Genomic DNA, 23744 nt, shown 5'->3' with positions numbered 1-23744 from the left:
GTGGGAGGGGGAACGGAGTGCTCCCCCGTGCCGTTGTGCATGTGTAAGAGGACCAAGGGGACGAGAGGAGGAGCGCATGACATATGACCGGCTCGTGTGCGCGAACTGCGCCGCACCCGTCAGCCAGGGCCGCTGCCCGGTGTGCCGGGCGAACCGGGAGCGCCTCCAGCAGCAGGAGGGCCCCTTCTCCGGCCTGAATCCCGTGACGCTCATCGCGCTCATGGTGATCCTCGTGGCGGCACTGGTCCTGGTGGCCCAGCAGACCGCGTAGACGCACCGATCACATGCCGTGACGCGCAAGGGCCCGGACACCAGGGGTGTCCGGGCCCTTGCGTCGTTCACATGCGCTGCTCAATCCCGATTACGCGGTCTGCTCCTGCTGCTTGCGCCAGCGGATTCCGGCCTCCAGGAAGCCGTCGATCTCGCCGTCGAGCACCGCCTGCGGGTTGCCGACCTCGAACTCCGTCCGCAGGTCCTTGACCATCTGGTACGGGTGCAGGACGTAGGAGCGCATCTGGTTGCCCCAGGAGCTGCCGCCGTCCTTGAGGGCGTCCATCTTGGCCTGCTCCTCCTGGCGGCGCCGCTCCAGCAGCTTGGCCTGGAGGACGTTCATGGCGCTGGCCTTGTTCTGGATCTGGGAGCGCTCGTTCTGGCAGGAGACCACGATGCCGGTCGGGATGTGCGTGATGCGCACCGCCGAGTCGGTGGTGTTGACGCCCTGGCCGCCGGGGCCGGAGGCGCGGTACACGTCGATGCGCAGCTCGCCCTCGTCGATCTCGACGTGGTCGCTGGACTCGACGACCGGCAGCACCTCGACGCCCGCGAAGGACGTCTGGCGCCGGCCCTGGTTGTCGAAGGGCGAGATCCGCACGAGGCGGTGGGTCCCCTGCTCGACGGAGAGGGTGCCGTAGGCGTAGGGGGCCTTGACGACGAAGGTGGTCGACTTGATGCCGGCCTCCTCCGCGTACGAGGTCTCGTAGACCTCGGTCGGGTAGCCGTGGCGCTCGGCCCAGCGCAGGTACATGCGCTGGAGGCGCTCGGCGAAGTCGGAGGCGTCGACGCCGCCGGCCTCGGCACGGATGTTGACCAGGGCCTCGCGCTCGGCGTACTCGCCGGAGAGCAGGGTCCGGACCTCCATCTCGTCCAGCGCCTTGCGCACGGAGACCAGCTCGGTCTCGGCCTCGGCGAGCGTGTCCGCGTCGTCCATCTCCTGGGCGAGCTCGAACAGCACCGCGAGGTCGTCGATGCGGCCGCGCAGGGTCTCGGTCTTGCGGACCTCGGCCTGGAGGTGCGAAAGCTTGCTCGTGATCTTCTGGGCGGCCTCCGGGTCGTCCCACAGGGACGGCGCGGCGGCCTGCTCCTCGAGCACGGCGATATCTGCCCTCAGCTTGTCGAGGTCCAGGACGGCCTCGATCGACCCCATGGTCGAGGAGAGGGACTTCAGCTCTTCGGAAACATCGACGACTGCCACGGGTCCAGCGTAGCCGGTCCCCGGAGGAGGCCGTCCGGGCAGGCCGGATCGCCCGTACTGATGGCGGGTCGTACGGGCGTACGCTCAGCGTATGACCGTTCGCCTCGTCAAGCGCCGCCATGTGGACCACATGCGTGTCACGACGACGAGCTGTCTGCCGCCGGACCTGTCCCAAGCCTGATCAAGCCCGATCCGACTTGGTCCTGTACGCGGCCCAAGCGTCCCGGCGCCACCCCTGCCGGCGACCCTCCCCACCCGCGGCCCCCGCCACCTGAAGGGGAACAGGACCCCGTGACATCCCGAAACGGAGCCGTCATGCCGTCCGCGCACACCTCTCTTCCCGTCCTGGACCTCTCCCAGGCCGACGATCCCGCCCAGCGGGCCGACTTCCTCAAGAACCTGCACGCGGCAGCCCGCGACACCGGATTCCTGCACCTCACCGGGCACGGGATCACCGCGGCCGAGAGCGACCGCATCCTGGCCCTGACCAGGGCGTTCTTCGCCCTCCCGGAGGCCGACCGGCTCGCCGTCAGCAATCTGAACTCCCCGCACTTCCGCGGCTACACCCGGATCGGCCACGAGCTGACCGGCGGCGCCAGCGACTGGCGGGACCAGCTGGACGTCGGCGCCGAGCGGCCGGCGCCGGCGGTGGGGCCGGACGACCCGGCGTACCTGTGGCTGGAGGGGCCGAACCAGTGGCCCGCGGCGCTCCCGGAGCTGCGCACGGCGGTCCTGGAGTGGCAGTCCCGCCTCGCCGCGGTGGCCCACCGCCTGCTCCAGGAGATCCTCGTCTCGATCGGCGCCCCGGCCGACTTCTTCGACGAGGCCTTCGCGGACCGCCCGCACCTGCACACCAAGCTGATCCGCTACCCGGGATCGGCCCCGACGGGCACGGACCAGGGCGTCGGCGCGCACAAGGACTACGGCTTCCTCACGCTGCTGCTCCAGGACTCGGTCGGCGGGCTCCAGGTGGTCCGGGACGGGGGCTACCTCGACGTCCCGCCGCTGCCCGGTGCGTTCGTGGTGAACCTGGGCGAGCTGCTGGAGATCGCGACGGAGGGCTACCTGACGGCGACCGACCACCGGGTGGTCAGCCCTCCGGGTGCGGTGGAGCGGTATTCGGTGCCGTTCTTCTACAACCCGCGGCTCGACGCGGTGATCGACACGGTGCCCGGCGCCTACCTGCGCTCCGCGCCGGGCGTCGCGCACGACGCCTCGAACCCGCTGCACGCCGAATACGGCCGCAACGAGCTGAAGGGCTGGGTGCGCGCCCATCCCGCCGTGGCGCGGCGCTGGCATCCGGAGCTGGTGAGCGCGTAGCCCGTACGCGGCGGGGCCGGGCCGGTCGGGCGCGGGGGTTCGGGGGCGGCGCCCCCGGCCACGGCGAGCGGCGTTACGGGGTGCGGGGGCCCGACTGCTTGCTGTCCTGCGGGGCGGCCGGGGCGTCGTCGCCCGAGACGGCGAACCAGGTGCCGACCCCGACGGCCGCGGCCAGCGCGACGGCCGCGGCCGAGACGACCAGCCTCCGCTTGCGCGCGGCCTCGGCCCGGTGCCGGGCCGCGCCCGGGCGGTGGCCGCCCGCGGGCCGCGGGACCCGCGCGGTTCCCAGCGCGCCGCCCGCCAGCTCCTCCGGCCCGGGCACCCGCATCGAGGTGTGGGTGTCCCGGTTGGAGTCGGTCGCGGACCCCGGCACCAGCGGGACCACGCCCCGCCGCCGCACCGGGTCGCCCACCGGATCGGCCGCCTCCTGCGCAGGCTCCGGCTCCGCGTCGTCCGGCTCGTCCACGTCCAGCGGGGGCATCCCGGCCAGCAGCGGCAGCAGGTCCCGCAGCCGGACCGACAGTTCCGAGGCCCGCAGCCGCGAGGCCGGGGCCTTGGCCAGGCACTGCACCATGAGCTGCCACAGCTCGTCGGGGATCCCCGGCAGCGGGACGACCGTCTCCGTCACGTGCCGCCGCAGCACCGCGCCGGGGTGGCCGCCGCCGAAGGGGGTGAAACCGGCCAGCAGCTCGTACAGGACGGTGGCCAGGGCGTATATGTCCACGGCCGCGCGCGGGGGCAGGCCCTCCACGATCTCCGGCGCGAGGTAGTCCGGGGTGCCGATGATCCGGGTCGTCGGGGCCGAGGCCCGGCCGGCGGAGGCCCGCCTCGGGGAGTCGATCAGCTTGGCCACGCCGAAGTCGGTCAGCAGCGCCGGGTGCGCGCCGCCCGGGCCGAGCGGGCCCTGCATGTCCAGCAGCACGTTCTCCGGCTTGACGTCGCGGTGCACGACCCCGGCCGCGTGCGCCGCGGCCAGCGCGTCGGCCACGTCCGCGACGATCGCCACGGCCGCCTCGGGAGCGAGCCGGCGCTCGCGGTCCAGGCGCGTGCGCAGGTCCGTACCGCGGACGAGGTCCATGACGAGGGCCAGGTCGTTGCCGTCCACGACGAGGTCGCGGACGGATACGACGTGCGGGTGGTCCAGGCCGAGCAGTGCGCTGCGTTCCTGGACGAACCGTCCGACCAGTTCCTGGTCGGACGCGAGGTCCTCGCGCAGCAGTTTGACGGCGACGGGCCCGTCAGGTCCCTCGCCCAGCCACACCGTGCCCGCGCTGCCCCGCCCCAGGATCTGGTGCGCGGTGTACCGGCTGCCGATCTTCCGTGCCACGACTGCTCCCTCAGCGGCTGGCGTACGCATCAAAGCTACGCGGCCGGATGGGCGTTGGAGGCCAGCAGGGGGCCGGATTCGCGGCGACCTTCACTTCTGCGGGCGAAATCACGTCCCAGAAGTCGACAAATCCACGAAGTCGGCGCTACGGGCCTCCTGGTGACGCCCCCTACGGCGCCGAGCCGGAGTCCCCCAGGGCGCCGACCCAGTCGACGATGTCGCTGCCCCACGTCCACAGCTGGTCCCACCAGCCGCGCCCGGTGCCGACCCACTCCTGGAGCGGCGTGAGCTCCCAGACCAGCCAGCCCGCCACGAAGAACAGCAGGATCACGACCAGGCAGCCCTTGAGGCAGCCGAGGCCGGGGATGCGCACCGGGTTGGCACTGCGGCGACGCGGCTCGCGCGGCTCCCGGGGGGCCGGGGGCTGCGGCGGAGCCTGCGGGGGCTGCTGCGGCTGGCGGTACTGGGGCTGCTGCGGTGCCTGCGGCTGGTGCGGCTGCTGGTACGGCTGAGGCTGGTGCTGCTGACGCTGCGGCTGGTAGTGCTGCGGCGGCGGAGGAGGCGCGTACTGCTGGTGCTGGGGCTGGTGCGGGGGCTGCTGCTGCGGCTGGCGGTACTGGGGAGGCTGCTGCGGCGAGCCCTGACCGTACGGCTGTTGCGGCTGAGCCTGCTGCGGCCGGTGCGGCGGCGGGGGCGCCTGGCGCTGCGGCCGGCGGCGCAGGGGGTCCTCGCTCGGGTCGAGGTACTGCATCTGCGTCTGCTCGTTGCGGTCCCGGGCGGCCTGGAGCTGCGACTGCCACGGGTGCGGCTGGTCCGGCCGCTCCACGGGCGGCATGACCGAGGTGGGGTCGGGCGCTCCGACCGGCGGCATGACGCTGGTCATGGCGTTCGGGTCGTAGGCGCCCATCGGCGCGGCGGCCGCGCCCGTCGGCAGCACCTGCGTGGCGTCCGCGGCGCCCGGGGTCTCGGGGACCGGCGCCGGCGAGGGGTCGGGCGCGAGCATCGCGCCGACGCCGAGCGCGGCCTCCACCTCGGCGGCCGAGGAGTGCACGCCGATGCCGGCGGCGACCACGCGCAGGGCGCGGGCCAGGCTCACCGCGCTGGGGCGCTCGTCCGGCTCCTTGCGCAGGCAGCGCTCGATGACCGTCCACAGCGGGTCGGGCACGGTCGAGGGGCGCTGCGGCTCCTCGCTGAGGTGGCGGTGCAGCACTTCGAGCGCGGTGCCGCCGCCGAACGGCGGACGCCCGGTGAGCAGCTCGTACAGGAGGATGCCGGCGCCGTAGATGTCGACGGCGGAGGTCTGCGGGCGGCCCTCCGCGGACTCCGGGGCGACGTAGGCCGGGGTGCCGACGAACTCGTGCGTGCGGGTCAGGCCCGGGGAGTCGGCGAGGCGGGCGATGCCGAAGTCGGTGAGCATCGGCTTCATCTGTCCGCCGCGCTCGTCGAGGAGCACGTTGGCGGGCTTCAGGTCGCGGTGGACCACGCCGTCGGCGTGGCTGGCGGCGAGCGCGTCCGCGATCTGGGCGGTGAGCAGGCTGGCGGCGACCGGCGTGAAGGGGCCGTTCTGGCGCAGGTACTTGTGCAGGTCCGGGCCCTCGATCAGGTCCATGACCAGGGCGAGCAGATCGCCCTCGACGACGAGGTCGCGCGTGCGCACGATGTTGGGGTGGGTCAGGCGCAGCAGGACCGAGCGTTCGCGCAGGAAGCGCATGACGATGTCGGCGTCCTGGGCCAGCTCCTCCTTGAGGACCTTGATGGCCACGGTCTCGCCGGGCTGCCCCGCGACGGCCGCCTCGGCGCCCGCGGTCTCCCTCTGGCGTGCACGCCAGACAGTGCCCGTGGCGCCGCGCCCGAGCGGCTCCTCGAGCAGGTATTTGCTGCCGACTGGCCGCACGTCTCGCGCTCCCCTGCTGTCGTCCTGCTGTTCGTCTTGCCGCGGTTCTCGCCGCGGTCCCGCCGCGGTTCTCGCTGCCGTGTTGCGGCGGCTTGCGTGGTCGATCCGCTGCTTGGGTTTTCCGGCCCACTCTAGGGGGTGTCCCCCGGGAAGACGCCGGTCGCCGGAGGTTGGTTGCCGCACATATGTACGGAGGGTGACGTTTGAGGGGTATGCCGGAGGCGATTTTCCCGGTCTTCCCTGGTGCGGTGAACCTTTCCGGTCACAGCCCTGGCCCCGCCGTCGCTTTCCGGCCGCGGTCGGGGCCGGATCGCGGCCGATCAAGATCACTTGTCGGTGGGTGCCGGGCGTGTTGTCGGTGACAGGTGCGAGGATGCACACGTACGGAAGTCAGGGTCGGGAGCCCCGCCTTCCGGTAGACCTGACCGGACGACGCGTCCGTGCCGGGTGGGGGGCGATCGGGCGGCCATGTCCCGACATCCCCCTGCCGGGCGCACACACGGCGCACCGCGCAGAAGGGACCGCTGACGGCGATGCAGATCCGGCTGACCGTCCTTGGGTCGCGCAGCGGCCACCAGACCGCACCCGCGAGCTGTGACGTGCTCGTCACGGCCCCTGCCGGTACCGCGCTCGCGGCGGTCGCCTCCGGGCTCGCGGCGACCGTCGGCGGACCGGACACCGGTGGCACGGTCGTGCTCTACGCCGGCTCCGAGCGCCTCGACCTCCAGCGACGGCTGCTCGGCGAGCCCCCGCTCGTGGACGGGGCGGTCCTGGCCCTGCACGCGCCGGTCGCGGACGTCCCGCCGGAGGAGGGCCTCGGCGCACCCCAGTTGCAGGTCGTCGCCGGACCCGACGCGGGCGGGGTGCACCTGCTGCACAGCGGGCAGATCCGGGTGGGCCGCTCCGCCGACGCCGACGTCCCCCTCGACGACCCCGACGTGTCCCGGCTGCACTGCGCGGTGACGGTGATCCAGGACGGGCGGGTCGCGGTGGCCGACCTGAACTCGACGAACGGCACCACGCTGGACGGCTTCCCGGTGGGGGCCCAACCGGTCGCCCTGCCGCCGGGGGCACTGCTGCGGATCGGCGAGTCCACCCTGCGGCTGGCCCCGGCGGGCGCGGGCCCCCGCGCGGTGGTCCCGGACCGGGAGGGCCACCTCGCCCTCGCGCCGGAGGCGCCGGGCGCGGCCGGTCCGGCCGGCCCGGGCGGTCGGACCGGAGCGGCCGGCTGGCCGGGCTCCGATGCGACCGGCTCCGGCGTCACCGGGTCCGATGAGTCCTCACGGCTCGTCGGCGGAGCCGGACGGGTCACCGGCCCGCCCGACCCGGCCGGATCCGCGTCTTCCGGCCCGCCGGCCGGACCTACGGGCAGCGGAGCAGCCGGAGCGCCCGGTGCGGCCGGAGAGCCGGGCCCCGGCCCGGCGACCGCGGGCGGAGCCGGACCGGCGGGCCCGTCGGCCGCCGCAGCCGGCGGCCGCCGCAAGGGGCTCGGTGCCTGGGCCCGCAAGTGGGTGCGCGGGGAGGACCTGGCCGAGGCCGTACCGGAGGCCGTGGCCACCGCGGCCGCGCCCGACCCCGACGATCCGGCCACCCTGCTGCTGGCCGCGATGGGACCCACCGAGCGCCTGTGGTCCCGTACGCCCGGGCACCCCGCGGCGCTGACCGTGGGGCTCGGCGCCGGCTGCCGGGTGTCGCTGCCCGCCGTCGGGGCCCTGGGCATCGCGGGTCCGCGGGCCCGGCTGTCCGGGGTGGCCCGCTGGGCCGTCGCGCAGCTGGCCGCCCTGCACCCGCCGGGGCAGCTGGAGATCGTGCTCATCTCCACCGACCGGGCGCGCACCCCGGCCGAGCGGCGGCGCGACTGGGGCTGGCTCGGCTGGCTGCCCCACGTCCGGCCCGCGCACGGCCAGGACTGCCGGCTCCTCCTCGCGTACGACCGCGACCAGGCCACAGCCCGTACCGGTGAGCTGACCCGGCGTCTGGACGAGGGTCCGCTCGGCACCCATTGGGCCGCCGCCGATCCCGCGCGGGTCCGGCAGGCAGCCGAGGCCTACGAGGGCCCGTACACGCTCGTCGTCCTGGACGGCGACACCGGCGCGGGTCCGCTGCGCGACATCACCGGCCGCCTCGCCTCGCACGGCCCGGCCGCCGGGATCCACGTGCTCGCGCTGGCCGAGGCCCCCGCCGCCACGGCCGCCTCGCCGGTCACCGAGACCTGGGACGCCGCGTGCGCGAGCGCCCCCGCCTTCCGGGACTGCGGGGCGGTCGCCCTGCTCAGCGGGGAGGTGGCCACGGCCGTACGGACCTTCTCGGTCTCCGGCGGCAGGCCCGTGCCCTCCGGGGCGACGGCCACCGCGGACGCCGTCTCCGCCGCCTGGGCCGAGCGCTTCGCCCGCGCCCTGGCGCCGCTGCGCACCACCGACGGGGGCTCCACCGCGCCGGTCCGGCCGGCGACCGCCACCCTGCCCGCCACCGCCCGGCTGCTGGACGAGCTGGGCCTGGCCCGCGCCACCCCGGCTTCGCTGATGGCCCGTTGGGCCGCCGCCACCGACCAGGGGCAGGGCGTGGGCGGCCTGGCGGAGATGGTGCTGGGCAGCGGGCGGCGCGGGCCGGTCGGCGCCGAGCTGGTCCACGACGGCCCGCACCTGCTCATCGAGGGGCCCGCCGGGAGCGGGCGGACCGAGCTGCTGCGGGCGGTGGCCGCCTCGCTGTCCGCGGGCGCGCGGCCCGACCGGCTGGGGCTGGTCCTCCTCGACGGGGCCGGGGGCGACCGCGGAGAGGGACTGGCGCCCTGTACGGACCTCCCGCACGTCTGCGCCCACCTGGTCGCCTCCGACCCGGTGCGCATGCGGGAGTTCGCCCAGGCGCTGGGCGCGGAGCTCAAGCGCCGCGACGAACTGCTGGAGGGGCTGGCGTTCGCCGACTGGCACGCGCGGCGCGAGGTCGCCGACCGGCTGGTCGCGCCCCGCCGGCCCAGCCCGGGCGAGCTGCGCGGCGACCTCGACTCCCCGCGCACGGGAACGCTCCGGCTCCGCGCCTCGATCACCCGTACGGAGCCGGCCGGGCCGAGCCCGCTGCCGCGCCTGGTGGTGCTGGTGGACGACCTCGACGCGCTGGTCGCGCCGGGGCTCGGCAGTACGGGCCGGCCCGCCGCGGGCTCGGTCGTGCGGGCGCTGGAGGCGGTGGCCCGCGAGGGCGCCCGGCTCGGGGTGCACCTGGTGGCGACCACCGCCCGCCCCGACCGTACGGCCGACACCGGTCTGGCCCGGCTGGCCACCCTGCGGGTGGAGCTCGACGCCCCTGACCAGCCGGGCCCCGGCCGCGGGCTGCTGCGGCACTCCGACGACCGCACGGTCCCCTTCCAGGCCGGGCGGGTCACCGGCCGGATCCCGCGGACGGCGACCCAGCGGCCGACCGTGGTCCCGGTGGAATGGGAGCGGATGGGCGATCCGCCGGCCCGCCGCCCGGTCCGTGAGCTGGGCAACGGCCCGACGGACCTCGCCTTGCTGGCCAGCGCCCTGGACCGGGCCGCGCACCTGGTCTCGGCGATACCGGTGCGCTTCCCGCCCGAGCGGCCGGACACCACGTAGGGGGTGTCTGGTGGGTCAGGCCGGATCAGGGAGCGGGGTCTGGTGCCGTGGATCGCAAGGCGGAGGAGGGAGTCAATGCGGAGCATTGGCGAGCGACGACAACGCGGCGAGGCGCGGTGCCAGACCCCGCGAGCCCGGCGTGATCCACCAGACACCCCCTGAGGGTGGTTCTTCGGCGCAGGGGGCTGAGGCGGTATTGCGGGGCCGGGCACGTCGGCGTAGACCTTGTGGTCCGGGACACACCACGGGCATCGGGGGCAGAACCATGCGCAAGCACGGAACGGGCCGTACGACACTCCGCTGGACGGCGCTCGCCGCCGCGGGCGCGCTCGCGCTCTGCGCGTGCGGAGGCGATGCGGACAAGAAGGAGGAGCCGCCACAGGGCGGTTCGGCCGAGCCGAAGCAGAGCGTGCAGTTACCGAAACTGCCCGGCGAGAAGCTTCAGGTCGCCGCCGTCTGGACCGGCCCGGAGCAGGAGAACTTCACCAAGGTCCTGAAGGAGTTCGAGAAGCGGACCGGGGCCACCGTCACCTTCGTACCGGCCCAGGACCCGATCGTCACCTTCCTCGGCTCGAAGATCGCGGGCGGCGCCCCGCCGGACGTCGCGCTGCTGCCGCAGGTCGGCGCGCTGGTCTCGGCGGTGCAGAACAAGTGGGCGCAGCCGGTGGGCGAGGAGGCCCGGGCCCAGCTCGACGCGAACTACTCGGCGGGCTGGAAGAAGCTCGGCGCGGTCGACGGCACCCAGTACGGCGTCTACTACAAGGCCGCCAACAAGTCGCTGATCTGGTACAACGCGAAGGCCTTCGAGGCGGCGGGCGTCAAACCCCCGACGACCTGGAAGGAGCTGATCACCGCGGCCGACACGCTGTCCGCCTCCGGCACCCCGGCCGTCTCGGTGGCGGGCGCGGACGGCTGGACGCTGACCGACTGGTTCGAGAACGTCTACCTCTCGCAGGCGGGCCCCGAGAAGTACGACCAGCTGGCCAAGCACCAGCTCAAGTGGACGGACGACAGCGTCAAGCAGGCCCTGACCACCCTGGGCGAGCTCTTCGGGCGCAAGGACTTCCTCGCGGGCGGGCCGAGCGGGGCGCTGTCCACGGAGTTCCCCAAGTCGGTCACGCAGACCTTCACCGGCGGGGACCGGCCGGCGGCCGCGATGGTCTTCGAGGGCGACTTCGTGGCGGTGAACATCGCGCAGACCGAGGCCAAGGTGGGCGAGGACGCCCTCGTCTTCCCCTTCCCCGCAGTCGGCCAGAAGGCGCCGGTGGTCTCGGGCGGTGACGTGGCGGTCGCGCTGAAGCCGTCGAAGGGCGCGCAGGCCCTGCTGACCTTCCTGGCCTCGGCGGACGCGGCGGAGATCCAGGCCCGTGAGGGCGGCTTCGTCTCCCCGAACAAGGCGGTCGACCCGGCGGCCTACCCGAACGACATCCAGCGCGGCATCGCCAAGGCGCTGATCGCGGCGGGCGACGACTTCCGCTTCGACATGTCCGACCAGGCCCCGGCGGCGTTCGGCGGGACCCCGGGCGCGGGCGAGTGGAAGACGCTGCAGGACTTCCTGGCGAACCCGTCGGACGTGGCGGGCACCCAGGCGAGGCTGGAGGCGGACGCGGCCAAGGCGTACGGGAACTGATCCCGGTGGCGGCCACCTCCCGGGAGGTGCGGCGCCGACGCCTGGTCGCGGCGGCGTTCCTCCTCCCGGCCCTCGTGCTGCTCGGCGCGCTCGTCGTGCACCCCATCGGCTATTCGGTCTACCGCAGCTTCTTCGACCGCTCCGGCGGGACCTTCGTCGGGGCCGGCAACTACCGCGAGATCCTGCACGACGACACGATCCGTACGGCCCTGAAGAACACGGCGGTGTGGGTGGTGCTCGCCCCGACCACGGCCACCGCGCTGGGCCTGATCTTCGCGGTGCTCACAGAACGGGTGCGCTGGGGCACGGCGTTCAAGCTGCTCGTCTTCATGCCGATGGCGATCTCGATGCTGGCGGCGGGCATCATCTTCCGGCTCGTCTACGACCACGATCCCGACCGGGGCGTCGCGAACGCCGTCTGGGTCGGGGTCCACGACACCTTCGCGGAGTCCTCGGCCTTCCCCAAGGCCCGCCCGGGCCGGGACTCCCCGCTGGTCCCGGCCGCCGGCGGCGCCTTCGTGACCCGCGAGCCCGTACGGGCGGGCGCGGCCGTGCTGCTGCCGCTGGTCGGGGTGGCCCCGGAGGCCCTGCCGGAGGGGACCCGTACGGCCGCGGCCGCGGCCCCCCAGCCGGGGAAGGTCACCGGCACCGTCTGGCAGGACTTCACCCGGGGCGGGGGCGGCGCGACGAACGTGGTCGACCCCGCGGAGACCGGGTTCTCCGGGATGCGGATCGAGGCGGTCAAGGACGGCAGGGTGGTCGACACGGCGACGGCCCGCGCCGACGGCACCTTCACCTTGTCCGGGAAGGCCGACGGGGCCGTGCTGCGGCTGCCCGCCTCGAATTTCCGGGAGGCGTACGGGGGCGTGCAGTGGCTCGGCCCGTCGCTGGTGACGCCCGCGGTCATCGGGGCGTACGTCTGGATGTGGGCCGGTTTCGCGATGGTGCTGATCGGGGCCGGGCTGGCCGCCGTACCGCGTGAGCTGCTGGAGGCGGCGCGGGTGGACGGGGCGAACGAGTGGCAGGTGTTCCGCAGGATCACCATCCCGCTGCTGGCGCCCGTGCTGGCCGTCGTGCTCGTCACCCTCGTCATCAACGTCATGAAGATCTTCGACCTGGTCTTCGTGATCGCGCCGGGCGCGGTCCAGGACGACGCGAACGTGCTCGCGCTCCAGCTGTACCGGACCTCCTTCGGGACGGACGCCGATCCGGGGCTGGGCAGTGCCATCGCCGTGCTGCTGCTGGTGCTGGTAGTCCCGGTGATGCTCGTGAACATCCGCAGGCTCCGCAAGGAGGGACGCCGATGACGCCGATGAGCAGCACCGAAGGGACGGCCGGCAGGCTGGCCGGACGGGCGGCCGGTGGGGCGCTGCGGGTGTTCCTGGTGCTGGCCGCGCTGTTCTGGCTCCTGCCCACCCTCGGCCTGCTGATCTCCTCGTTCCTGTCCCCCACGGCCCTCAACGAGGGCGGCTGGTGGCAGGTGCTGAGCGCGCCCTCGCGCCTGACGGCCGACAACTACGAGCGGCTGCTGGCCAACGACACGATCACCGGCTCCCTCCTGAACACCTTCGCGATCGCGGCGCCGGCCACCCTGCTCGTGCTGGTCCTGGGCGCGTTCGCCGGATACGCCTTCGCTTGGCTGGAGTTCCCCGGCCGGGACTGGCTCTTCCTCCTCGTCGTCGGGCTGCTCGTCGTCCCCGTACAGGTGGCGCTGATCCCGGTCTCCGAACTCTTCGGCTCCATCGGGCTGTTCGAAACGACCGCTGGCGTGGTGATCTTCCACACCGCCTTCGGGCTGCCCTTCGCCGTGTTCCTGCTGCGCAACTTCTTCGCGGAGATCCCGCGCGAGCTGCTGGAGGCGGCCCGGCTCGACGGGGCGGGTGAACTGCGGCTGTTCGCACGGGTGGTGCTGCCGCTGGGCGGTCCGGCGATCGCCTCGCTCGGCATCTTCCAGTTCCTGTGGGTGTGGAACGACATGCTGGTGGCGCTGGTCTTCGCCGACTCCGCCAATCCGCCGATCACGGTCGCGCTCCAGCAGCAGGTACGGCAGTTCGGCAACAACATCGACGTGCTGGCGCCCGGCGCGTTCCTGTCGATGGTGGTGCCGCTCGTCGTCTTCTTCGCCTTCCAGCGGCAGTTCGTCACGGGGGTGATGGCGGGCGCGGTCAAGTAACGCTCCGGACCACGCCGACGTGCGGTGTTGACGCTGCGTAACCCGATTGCCGCACGCTGCGTAACCCGACCACCACGCCGGGGGTTCCTGGGCCATATGCCCGCGCCGACCCCTGGATGTGCCGTGCCCCGGTTCAGCGTCATCGTGCCCGCGTACAAGGTCCAGGCGTACCTCCAGGAAAGCCTGGACTCGGTCCTGACGCAGTCGTACACGGATCTGGAACTGATCGCGGTCGACGACGCCTCCCCGGACGCCTGCGGCTCGATCATCGACGAGTACGCGGCGCGCGACCCCCGGGTGACCGCCGTGCACCTGACGCACAACCTCGGGCTGGGCCCGGCCCGCAACGCGGGCCTGGCCCGGGCCACCGGCGACTACCTGCTCTTCCTCGACGGCGACGACACCCTCGCCCCCGGCGCCCTCCAGGCCATCACCGACCGGCTGAAGGCCACCGGCTCCCCCGACGTCCTGGTCTACGACTACGCGCGCACCTACTGGACGGGCGAACTGGTCCGCAACCGCCTCGCGCACCGGCTGTCCGAGGAGGGCCCCGCCAGCTTCCGGCTCGCCGACCGCCCGGCGCTGCTCGCCATGCTGATGGTGGTGTGGAACAAGGCCTACCGCCGCGAGTACGTGGAACGCGAGGGCCTCTCCTTCCCGCCCGGCCTCTACGAGGACACCCCCTGGACCTATCCGGCGCTGCTGGCCGCGCAATCCCTCGCCGTCCTCGACCGGGTCTGCGTCCACTACCGCCAGCGCCGCACCGGCTCGATCCTGACCACCTCCAGCCGCCGCCACCTCGACGTCTTCGACCAGTACGACCGGGTCTTCGGCTACCTCGGCGGCCGCCCCGAGCTGGAGCGCTGGCGCCCCGCCGTGCACCGCCGGATGGCCGAGCACTTCTGCGCCCTGTACGCCGACCCGCGCCGCCTGCCGCGCGCCAGCCGGGCCGAGTTCTTCAAGCGGGCCTCGACCCTGCTGCGCCGCTACCGCAGCCCCGGCCGCGCCGGCGGGCTGCCGCTGCCGTCGTCCCGGACCGACCGGGTGCGCCACCTCCTCATGCGGCTGGGGGTGCGGCGCACCTACCGGACGCTGTCGGTGCTGCGCTCCAGCGCACTGGCCTCGGCCCAGGGGGCCGCCTCGCTGGTCCGGGGCCTGCGCGAGGCCGCGCTGCGCCTGCACTACCGCCTCCAGCGGCTGCTGCCCCTGCGCCGGGACCTGGCCGTCTTCTCCGCGTACTGGCACGGCGGTTACGCCTGCAACCCGGCGGCGATCGAGGCCAAACTGCGCGAGCTCGCGCCGGGCATGCGGACGGCGTGGATCTGCGACCCGGCGCACGCCGCGACCCTGCCCCGGGAGACGAGGCCGCTGCGGCCGGGCTCGGCGGCGTACTGGACGGCCCTGGCCAGGGCCTCGTACCTGGTCACGAACGTCAACTTCGACCGCGCCCTGGTCAAGCGCCCGGGCCAGGTCCTGCTCCAGACGCAACACGGCACCCCGCTCAAGCGCGTCGGCCTCGACCTCCAGGACCGCCCTGCGGCCACGCCGACGACGGATTTCGCGGGCCTGCTGCGCGGCGCCGACCAGTGGGACTACCTGCTCTCCGCGAACCGTCATTCCACCCTGGTCTGGGAGAAGGCGGTCCCGTCCTCCTACACCACGCTCGAATACGGCTACCCGCGCAACGACGTCTTCCACCGGGCCACCCGCGCCGAGGTCCTGGAGCTGCGCGAACGCCTGGGCGTGCCGGCGGGCTCGACGGCCATCCTGTACGCGCCCACGCACCGCGACTACCGGCGCAGCCGGCCGGACCACCTGGACTTCGAGCGGGTCCTGCGGGACCTGGGGCCGCGCTTCACGATCCTGTCCCGCACCCACCTCACGTACGCGGACGCGCCGCCGCAGGCGGACACCCACCCGCGCCTGATCGACGTCTCCTCGCACCCGTCGGTGGAGGAACTGTGCCTGGCCTCGGACGCGTTGGTCACCGACTACTCGTCCCTGATGTTCGACTACGCGGCGCTGGACCGGCCGATCGTGATCCACGCGGACGACTGGGAGGCGTACGAGGCGGCCCGCGGCACCTACTTCGACCTGCGGGCGTACCCGCCGGGCGCCATCGCCCGGACCCAGGACGAGCTGGTGGACATCTTCACCACGGGCCACTGGCAGGGCTCACGCTCGGCGCAACTGCGGGCGGCCTTCCGCGCGCGCTTCTGCCCGTACGAGGACGGCAACGCGGCGGAACGGGTGGTCCGCCGCGTCTTCCTCGGCCACTCCCAAGACCTCCCCGCCCCGATCCCCCTGGAAGACCGCCACCCCTGCCCCCCAGCCACCCCCACCCCCGAACCGCCCCTCCCCCTGGCCAACCTGACCCCCCTCTCCCGCTGGCCATAGCCACTCCAGCCCCGCCGCCCACTCCAGCCTCGCCGACCCCATCCAGCCTCGCCGGCGTTTGAGGCGCGGGGCCCGGGGCGGAGCCCCGGCGCTCCCAGCGGCACGGCTCAGACGGCCCGCAGCCCCGCCACCACGGCCCGGGCCAACTCGTCCAGGTAACCCGCCGGGACGGCATCCCGCACGACCACCTGCCGCCAGTACAACGGCCCGATCGCCAGATCGAGCGCCCGCTCCGGATCGGCCCCCTCCGGCAACTCCCCCCGCGCAACGGCCTCGCCAACGATCCCCGCGGCCAGCCGCCGCTGCCCTTCGAGCAGCGCCCCCCGCACCGCATCCGCGATCTCGGGATTCCGCGCCGCCTCGACCAGCAGGTCGGGAATCACCGCCGACGCCACCGGGTGCCGCAGCACGTGCGCCATGACCTCCAGCAGCGCCCGTACGTCCCCGTACAGCGACCCCGTCGCCGGCACCGGCAGACCGTCCACGGCGAAGACCTCCACGAGGTCCAGCACCAGGTGCAGCTTCGACTTCCAGCGCCGGTACACAGCGGTCTTGCCGACTCCCGCCCGCCGCGCGATCCCCTCGATGGACATCCGGGAGAAGCCGACCGCGGCCAGCTCCTCCAACACCGCCGCCCGGATCGCCTCGGTCACGTCCTCACGCAGGACGGCGGCCCCCGCCGGGGCACGGCGAGCAGGGGCGGGGACAGGGGCGGCAGGCTCGGAACTCATGAGCCGAGCATAACGTCACCCCCGTCACGACGATACGGTTGCGTCCCGACGCCGCACCCCCTACCCTCACCGTAACGACGATACGGACCCGTCCCGACGCCCAGCCCGACCCCGGCGAAAGCGACCTCTTGTGACCACCGCGACCGCGCCCCCGCCCACCCCGCCCACCCCGCCCACCCCGTCGACCCCGTCGACCCCGGCCCCGGCCCCCTCCACCCCCGCCGAGCTGGCAGCCGCCCACGGCCTGACCCTCAGCGGCGCCCGCCCCACCCTCCCCCGCTACATCGCGCAGCTCTGGGGCCGCCGCCACTTCGTCACCACGTACGCCACCGCCCGCATGCAGGCGCAGTACAGCAGCGCCAAGCTCGGCCAGGTCTGGCACCTGGTGACCCCGCTGCTCAACGCGGCGGTCTACTACTTCATCTTCGGGATCGTCATGCGCGCCAGCCACGGCGTGCCCGACTACCTGCCCTTCCTGATCACCGGCGTCTTCGTCTGGGACTTCATCGGCAGCTCCGTCAACGCCGGCACCCGGGCCGTCCACAGCAACCTCGGCCTGGTCCGCGCCCTGCACTTCCCCCGGGCGAGCCTGCCCCTCTCCACCGTCGTGCAGCTCTTCCAGCAGCTGCTGGTCACCATGGGCGCCCTGGTCATCCTGCTGCTGGCCTTCGGCCAGACCCCGAGCCCGTCCTGGCTGCTGGCCGTCCCGACCCTGTTCCTCACCGCCGTCTTCGCCGCCGGCTGCGCCCTGGTCATGGCGCGCATCGGCAGCAAGAGCCCGGACGTGAGCCAACTGATGCCGTTCGTCCTGCGCACCTGGATGTACTCCTCGGGCGTCATGTGGTCCATCGGCACCCTGCTCCAGACCGCCGGCCTGCGCCACTGGGTGTCGATGGCTCTCCGCATCAACCCGGCGGCCGTCTACATCGACCTGATGCGCTTCGCGCTGATCGACAGCTTCGGGGCGCAGTCGCTCCCGCCCCACGTCTGGCCGATGGCCATCGGCTGGGCCCTGCTCGCCGGCGTCGGCGGATTCATCTACTTCTGGAAGGCAGAGGAGGAGTACGGCCGTGGCTGAGACCGCACCGCAGACCGGGACCGGCACCCGCGTCCCCACCGTGATCGCCGACGACGTCCACGTCATCTACAAGGTCTACGGCTCGGGGGCCCGCAAGGGCGGCGCCACCGCCGCGCTCAGCCGGATCTTCTCCCGCGGACCCGCCCCGGGCGTCCGCGAGGTGCACGCGGTCAAGGGCGTCAGCTTCACCGCGTACAAGGGCGAGGCCATCGGCCTCATCGGCTCCAACGGCTCGGGGAAGTCCACCCTCCTCAAGGCCATCGCCGGACTCCAGCCGGTGGCCCGGGGCGCGGTCTACTCGCACGGCCAGCCCTCGCTCCTCGGCGTGAACGCCGCCCTGATGAACGACCTGACGGGCGAACGCAACGTCGTCCTGGGTGGCCTCGCCATGGGCATGGGCCGCGAGCAGATCAAGGACCGCTACCAGGACATCGTCGACTTCTCCGGCATCAACGAGAAGGGCGACTTCATCTCCCTGCCGATGCGTACGTACTCCTCCGGCATGGGCGCCCGCCTGCGCTTCTCCATCGCGGCCGCCAAGGACCACGACGTCCTGATGATCGACGAGGCCTTGGCCACCGGAGACGCGGCCTTCCAACGCCGCAGCCAGGCCCGCATCGAAGAACTCCGCGAGCGCGCCGGCACCGTCTTCCTCGTCAGCCACGGCATCAACACGGTCCGCGAAACCTGCGACCGCGCGATCTGGCTGGAAGCCGGCACCCTCCGCATGGACGGCCCAGCAGACGAAGTCTGCGACGCCTACGCCAACCACAGCCTCGCCGGCGCTTGAGGCACCCTTACAGCCCCGCCGGCGTTTGAGGCGCGGGGGTCCGGGGGCAGCGCCCCCGGCAACGGCGCCGCACCGCACACGCGACGGCAACGGCAACGGCAACGGGCCGGGCCCGGAACCCCAAAGGCTCCGGGCCCGGCCCGTTCAGGCACCACGGCTCAGCTATGCGCGCGCAGCAGACTCCGCATCGTCCGCATCGCCACCGAAAGGTTCGCCAGGTCGAAGTCGTCCGACCCCCGGATCTCGTCCAGAGTCGTCCGCGCCCGCCCGATGATCGCCGCGTTCTTCTCCTCCCACGCCTTGAAGCGCTCCTCGGGAGTCGAGCTGCCGTTGCCCACCGACAGCACATCGGCGGTCAGCGCCGCATGCGCCGCGAACAGGTCCTCGCGGATCGACGCACGGGCCATCGACTGCCAGCGGTCGGCCCGCGGCAGTTCGATGATGCGGTCCATCAGCTGGGTGATGTCGAGGCGGTCGGCGAGGTCGTAGTACACCTCGGCGACGTCCAGCGGGTTCACGCCGAGGCGGTCTGCGATGGCGACGACGTCCAGCGTCGGGAAGGCGGAGGAGAAGCCGGCCACCTTGGCCGCCAGTTCCTCCGGCACGCCCTCACCGGTCAGCTCGTCCATGATCGACCGGTACCACTCCAGGTCCGCGCCGCGCACCAGCTTCGGCAGCTCGTCCCAGACCTGGCCCACCCGCGCCTGGAAGAAGGCGATGGTCTCGGTGATCTGGAGCGGCTGCGGCCGGTTGTTCAGCAGCCAGCGGGTACCGCGCTCGACCAGGCGCCGCGAGTGCAGCCGCACCCGGGTCTGGACGTCGGCGGCGACCTTGTTGTCGAGCGCCTCCACGGCGTCCCACACCTCGGCCAGGCCGAAGATCTCGCGGGCCGCGAGCTGCGCGCGGACGATCTCCTCCGTGGAGGCCCCCGTCTCCTCGCGCAGGCGGTGCAGGAAAGTCGAACCGCCGGTGTTGACGGTGTCGTTGACCAGGACCGTGGTGATGATCTCGCGGCGCAGCGCGTGCGCGTCGATCTGCTCCGGGAACTTCTGGAGCAGGGCGACCGGGAAGTACGCGTGGAGCAGGCGGCGCAGGTACGGGTCGTCCGGCAGCCCGGTGTGGATGAGCTCCTCCGCCACCGTGATCTTGGTGTAGGCGAAGAGGACGGCCAGCTCCGGCTGAGTCAGGCCCTTGCCGCTGTTGAGCAGCTCGCGGATCTGCCGGTCGGTGGGCAGGAACTCCAGCTCGCGGTTGAGCAGCCCCTCGCTCTCCAGGCGGCGCATGAAGCGCTGCTGGGCGTGGAGCAGGCTCGGAGCCTGGGCCGAGCCGTTGGCGAGCGCGGTGTTCTGCGCGTAGTTGTTGCGCAGCACCAGCGAGCCGACCTCGTCGGTCATCTGGGCGAGCAGCTTGTTGCGCTGCTTGACGGTCATGTCCCCGTCGGCGACGACCGCGTTGAGCAGGATCTTGATGTTCACCTCGTGGTCGGAGGTGTCCACGCCCGCGCTGTTGTCGATGGCGTCGGTGTTGACCTTGCCGCCGTAGCGGGCGAACTCGATCCGGCCGAGCTGGGTCAGGCCCAGGTTGCCGCCCTCGCCGATGACCTTGGCGCGGACCTCGGAGCCGTTGACGCGGATGGCGTCGTTGGCCTTGTCACCGACGTCGGCGTGCGTCTCGGCCGTGGCCTTGACGTACGTACCGATGCCGCCGTTCCACAGCAGGTCCACGGGGGACCGCAGGATGGCCTGCATGAGCTCGGCCGGGGTCATCTTGGTGACGCCCGCCTCGATGCCGAGGGCCGCGCGGACCTGCGCGGTGATCGGGACGGCCTTCGCGGAACGGGGGTGGATGCCGCCGCCCGCCGAGATCAGCGAGGCGTCGTAGTCGGCCCACGAGGAGCGCGGCAGCTCGAAGAGCCGGCGGCGCTCGGCGTACGAGCTGGACGCGTCCGGGTTCGGGTCGAGGAAGATGTGCCGGTGGTCGAATGCCGCGACCAGTCGGATGTGCTCGGAGAGCAGCATGCCGTTGCCGAAGACGTCGCCGGACATGTCACCGACGCCGACGACGGTGAAGTCCTGGCTCTGGGTGTCGTGGCCGAGCTCGCGGAAGTGCCGCTTGACGGACTCCCACGCGCCGCGGGCGGTGATGCCCATGCCCTTGTGGTCGTAGCCGGCGCTGCCGCCCGAGGCGAAGGCGTCGCCGAGCCAGAAGCCGTAGGCCTCGGCGACCCCGTTGGCGATGTCGGAGAAGGTCGCGGTGCCCTTGTCGGCGGCGACGACGAGGTAGGTGTCGTCCTCGTCGTGGCGGACCACGCCCTTGGGCGGTACGACCTCGCCGGCCACCATGTTGTCGGTGATGTCGAGCAGCGCCGAGATGAAGATCTTGTACGCGGCGATGCCCTCGGCCAGCCACGCGTCGCGGTCCACCGACGGGTCCGGCAGGTTCTTGGCGACGAAGCCGCCCTTGGCGCCGACCGGCACGATGACGGTGTTCTTGACCATCTGCGCCTTGACCAGGCCGAGGATCTCCGTACGGAAGTCCTCGCGGCGGTCGGACCAGCGCAGGCCGCCTCGGGCGACCTTGCCGAAGCGCAGGTGGACGCCCTCGACGCGCGGGGAGTACACCCAGATCTCGAAGGCCGGGCGCGGCGCCGGGAGTTCGGGGATGGCCTGCGGGTCGAACTTCATCGACACGTACGCGTGCTGCTCGCCCGCGTCGTTCAGCTGGAAGAAGTTGGTGCGCAGGGTGGCCTTGATGAGGGTGAGGAAGGCCCGCAGGATGCGGTCCTCGTCGAGCGAGGCGACCTGGTCCAGGGCCCCGTCGAGCTCCTCCAGCATGGCGTCCACGAGCTCGCTGCCGGCGGCCTGGCGGCCGGGCGACATCCGGGCCTCGAAGAGCGAGACCAGCAGCCGGGTGGTGTGGACGTTGTTGCGGAGGGTGTCCTCCATGTAGTCCTGGCTGAAGGTGGAGCCGGCCTGGCGCAGGTACTTGGCGTACGCGCGCAGGACGACGGCCTGGCGCCAGGTGAGACCGGCGCTCAGCACCAGGGCGTTGAAGTTGTCGTTCTCCGCGTCGCCCTGCCAGACCGCCGCGAAGGCGTCCTGGAAGCGCTCGCGGGCGTCGTCGCCCAGGTAGCCGGAGGAGGCCGCGGTGTCGCCGCCGGTGGGCAGCGGCATCCGCAGGCCGAAGTCGTAGATCCAGGCGCTGACGCGGTCGGAGCGGCGCAGCTCGTACGGGCGCTCGTCGGTGACCTCGACGCCGAGGCGCTGCAGCACCGGCAGGACCGCGGAGAGCGAGACCTGCTCACCGGTGCGGAAGATCTTGAACCGGCGCTCGCCGGGGCCCGCGCCGACCGGCTCGTACAGCGAGAGCGCGAACTGGCGGTCGCTGGCGGCCAGGCGCTCCAGGTGGACCAGGTCGGCGACGGCGGCGCGCGGCGAGTGGTCGGCCTTGTAGCCCTCGGGGAAGGAGCTGCCGTAGCGGCGCAGCAGCTCGGCGGCGCGCTCCTCGCCGCACTCGGCGATCAGCGCCTCCTGGAAGCCGTCGGCCCAGGAGCGGGCGGCCTCGACCAGGCGGGTCTCCAGACGCTCGACGTCGGAGTCGGTGAGCGCGGGCAGCTCGGTGCCCTGCGGGACGCGGACCACGAAGTGGATGCGGGAGAGGATCGACTCGGTGTTCCAGGCGGTGAAGTCGACGCTGGTGCCGCCGAGCTCCTCCTTCAGGATGTCCATCAGCCGCAGCCGGACGCCGGTGGTGAAGCGGTCGCGCGGCAGGTAGACGAGGGCCGAGTAGTAGCGCCCGTACTCGTCCTGGCGCAGGTACAGCCGCAGCCGGCGGCGCTCCTGGAGGTACAGGACGGAGGTGACGATGGCCTGGAGCTGGTCGACCGGGGTCTGGAACAGCTCGTCGCGCGGGTAGGTCTCCAGGATCTGCAGCAGGTCACGGCCGTCGTGGCTGTGCGGCGCGAAGCCGGCGCCTTCGAGGACCTCGACGACCTTGCGGCGGATGACGGGGACGCGGCGCACCGACTCGGTGTAGGCGGCGGAGGAGAACAGGCCGAGGAAGCGGCGCTCGCCGACGACGTTGCCGTCGGCGTCGAACTTCTTGACGCCCACGTAGTCGAGGTACGAGGGGCGGTGCACGGTGGAGCGGCTGTTGGCCTTGGTCAGCACCAGCAGGCGGTGCTCGCGGGCCTTGGCGCGGGCGTCGGCCGGCAGCCGGTTGAAGGACGGCGAGACGGGGTGGCCGTCGTCCTTGCCGCTGTGGTGCGGGTCGGAGCGCAGGATGCCGAGGCCGGTGCCGGGCACGGCGGCCAGGGAGTCGCCGTCGACGAGGTTGTACTCGCGGTAGCCGAGGAAGGTGAAGTGGTCGTCGGCGAGCCAGCGCAGCAGCTCGCGCGCCTCTTCGAGCTCGTACTCGCGCAGGTCGGGGGCGGTGGGCTCCTCGGCCAGGCCGTCGGCGATGCGCAGCGCGCAGTCGCGCATCTTCTCCCAGTCCTCGACGGACTCGCGTACGTCGGACAGGACGCGCAGCAGGTCGACGGTGATCTGCTTGAGGTCGGCGCGGTCGGTCTCGCGGTCCATCTCGACGTGGATCCAGGACTCGACGAGGGAGTCGTGGGGGCGCGCGGTGCGGGGGCCGTGCGCGTCGCAGTCGGGGCCGAGGATCTCGATCAGCTTGCCGGTGACGTCACGGCGGACGACGACCTGCGGGTGGATCACGACGTGGATGCCGCGTCCCTGCCGGGACAGCTCGTTCGTCACGGAGTCCACGAGGAAGGGCATGTCGTCGGTGACCACCTCGACGACGGAGTGGCTGGAGGTCCAGCCGTTCTCCTCGACGGTCGGGGTGTGCACGCGGACGTTCGCGGTGCCCTGCGGACGGTTCTCGGCGAGCCGGTAGTGCGAGAGCGCGGCTCCGAACACGTCGACCGGGTCGCGGTCCAGGAGGTCCTCTGGCGCCGTGTGCAGGTAGTAGCGCTGGAGGTAGGCGAGCACCGTGTCCCGGTCCGGACGCTCTCCCTGCTCGGACCCAGTCGGAAGTAGCCCCCCGGCCGGGCTGTGCTCAGCTACCCGGGCCGCCCGTGCGAGCAGCTCGGCCTTTGCTTCGTCCAGCTTGGTCTGCATGTCCTCTGGCTCCTGTCGCGCGCCATTGCGTGACGTAGGTGAAGGAAGGAATGACGGAGCGCCGCCGCGAGGCGGGAGGTCCGTCCTTAAACGAGATCGACGCTATGCCGTCGAGAGCGGCGGCCGGGAAGGAATCAGCCACGTTCGGTGGGAGGTCCCGGCAGCGGAAATCAGCGAAGGCCCGGGCGCGCTCGCGCGCCGGGCGCAGGCCGGAGGCTCCAGT

14 protein-coding genes are annotated in these 23744 nt (G+C 72.9%); 9 read left to right on the top strand and 5 right to left on the bottom strand.

The window, feature by feature from the left end; translation table 11 throughout:
* Positions 1-76 precede the first annotated feature (76 nt).
* Positions 77-271: a hypothetical protein gene (locus tag ACF059_RS15300; protein ID WP_360899750.1), complete on the top strand. Its 195-nt coding sequence runs from the start codon at positions 77-79 to the stop codon at positions 269-271.
* 90 nt (positions 272-361) lie between these two features.
* Here the strand turns inward: ACF059_RS15300 and prfB are convergent, their stop codons facing one another.
* Positions 362-1471, bottom strand: coding sequence for a peptide chain release factor 2 (prfB, locus tag ACF059_RS15295; protein ID WP_360899753.1), 1110 nt, complete (start codon positions 1469-1471; stop codon positions 362-364).
* A gap of 315 nt (positions 1472-1786) precedes the next feature.
* Between prfB and ACF059_RS15290 the strand changes: the two genes are divergently transcribed.
* The gene (locus tag ACF059_RS15290) at positions 1787-2791 is read left to right on the top strand and encodes an isopenicillin N synthase family dioxygenase (protein ID WP_392056790.1); all 1005 of its coding nucleotides are present in this window, start codon (positions 1787-1789) and stop codon (positions 2789-2791) included.
* A 73-nt stretch (positions 2792-2864) separates the two neighbouring features.
* Here the strand turns inward: ACF059_RS15290 and ACF059_RS15285 are convergent, their stop codons facing one another.
* Both ACF059_RS15285 and ACF059_RS15280 read right to left on the bottom strand, forming a co-directional pair.
* Entirely contained in the window at positions 2865-4118 is a 1254-nt protein-coding gene (locus ACF059_RS15285; protein ID WP_392056787.1) for a serine/threonine-protein kinase, read from the bottom strand.
* 169 nt (positions 4119-4287) lie between these two features.
* Positions 4288-6012, bottom strand: coding sequence for a protein kinase (locus tag ACF059_RS15280; RefSeq protein ID WP_392056784.1), 1725 nt, complete (start codon positions 6010-6012; stop codon positions 4288-4290).
* Positions 6013-6545: 533 nt separating this feature from the next.
* On the opposite strand from ACF059_RS15280, the gene ACF059_RS15275 reads away from it, so the two are divergent.
* The 5 genes from ACF059_RS15275 (at position 6546) to ACF059_RS15255 (ending at position 15799) form a co-directional block, all read left to right on the top strand.
* Complete coding sequence (locus ACF059_RS15275; protein WP_392056781.1) at positions 6546-9599, top strand: FHA domain-containing protein; 3054 nt, start codon at positions 6546-6548, stop codon at positions 9597-9599.
* 265 nt (positions 9600-9864) lie between these two features.
* Positions 9865-11229, top strand: coding sequence for an ABC transporter substrate-binding protein (locus ACF059_RS15270; protein WP_392056778.1), 1365 nt, complete (start codon positions 9865-9867; stop codon positions 11227-11229).
* A complete protein-coding gene (locus ACF059_RS15265; protein WP_392058099.1) occupies positions 11226-12536 on the top strand; it encodes a carbohydrate ABC transporter permease in 1311 nt (436 codons plus the stop codon). Before ACF059_RS15270 ends, ACF059_RS15265 begins: the two co-directional genes overlap by 4 nt.
* A complete protein-coding gene (locus ACF059_RS15260) occupies positions 12533-13402 on the top strand; it encodes a carbohydrate ABC transporter permease (RefSeq protein WP_392056775.1) in 870 nt (289 codons plus the stop codon). Before ACF059_RS15265 ends, ACF059_RS15260 begins: the two co-directional genes overlap by 4 nt.
* Before the next feature lie 123 nt (positions 13403-13525).
* Positions 13526-15799, top strand: coding sequence for a CDP-glycerol glycerophosphotransferase family protein (locus ACF059_RS15255; protein WP_392056772.1), 2274 nt, complete (start codon positions 13526-13528; stop codon positions 15797-15799).
* Between the two features lie 107 nt (positions 15800-15906).
* Here the strand turns inward: ACF059_RS15255 and ACF059_RS15250 are convergent, their stop codons facing one another.
* On the bottom strand, positions 15907-16530 hold the full coding sequence (locus ACF059_RS15250) for a TetR/AcrR family transcriptional regulator (RefSeq protein ID WP_392056769.1): 624 nt from the start codon (positions 16528-16530) through the stop codon (positions 15907-15909).
* Between the two features lie 130 nt (positions 16531-16660).
* Here ACF059_RS15250 and ACF059_RS15245 point away from each other — a divergent pair, with 130 nt between their 5' ends.
* The gene (locus ACF059_RS15245; protein WP_392056767.1) at positions 16661-17608 is read left to right on the top strand and encodes an ABC transporter permease; all 948 of its coding nucleotides are present in this window, start codon (positions 16661-16663) and stop codon (positions 17606-17608) included.
* Complete coding sequence (locus tag ACF059_RS15240; protein ID WP_392056764.1) at positions 17601-18398, top strand: ABC transporter ATP-binding protein; 798 nt, start codon at positions 17601-17603, stop codon at positions 18396-18398. Before ACF059_RS15245 ends, ACF059_RS15240 begins: the two co-directional genes overlap by 8 nt.
* Before the next feature lie 158 nt (positions 18399-18556).
* On the opposite strand, the gene ACF059_RS15235 is transcribed toward ACF059_RS15240, so the two are convergent.
* Entirely contained in the window at positions 18557-23521 is a 4965-nt protein-coding gene (locus ACF059_RS15235; protein ID WP_392056761.1) for an NAD-glutamate dehydrogenase, read from the bottom strand.
* Positions 23522-23744: the final 223 nt, after the last annotated feature.

Source organism: Streptomyces sp. NPDC016562 (assembly GCF_043076955.1).
GTDB lineage: Bacteria > Actinomycetota > Actinomycetes > Streptomycetales > Streptomycetaceae > Streptomyces.
Note: the sequence above shows the minus strand (reverse complement) of the source record. Positions and strands in the feature narration are given on the sequence as shown.

Coding starts and splice junctions, on each gene's coding strand:
- ACF059_RS15300 (WP_360899750.1), top strand. CDS start 77: ATGACATATGACCGGCTCGTGTGCGCGAACTGCGCCGCACCCGTCAGC.
- ACF059_RS15290 (WP_392056790.1), top strand. CDS start 1,787: ATGCCGTCCGCGCACACCTCTCTTCCCGTCCTGGACCTCTCCCAGGCC.
- ACF059_RS15275 (WP_392056781.1), top strand. CDS start 6,546: ATGCAGATCCGGCTGACCGTCCTTGGGTCGCGCAGCGGCCACCAGACC.
- ACF059_RS15270 (WP_392056778.1), top strand. CDS start 9,865: ATGCGCAAGCACGGAACGGGCCGTACGACACTCCGCTGGACGGCGCTC.
- ACF059_RS15260 (WP_392056775.1), top strand. CDS start 12,533: ATGACGCCGATGAGCAGCACCGAAGGGACGGCCGGCAGGCTGGCCGGA.
- ACF059_RS15250 (WP_392056769.1), bottom strand. CDS start 16,530: ATGAGTTCCGAGCCTGCCGCCCCTGTCCCCGCCCCTGCTCGCCGTGCC.
- ACF059_RS15235 (WP_392056761.1), bottom strand. CDS start 23,521: ATGCAGACCAAGCTGGACGAAGCAAAGGCCGAGCTGCTCGCACGGGCG.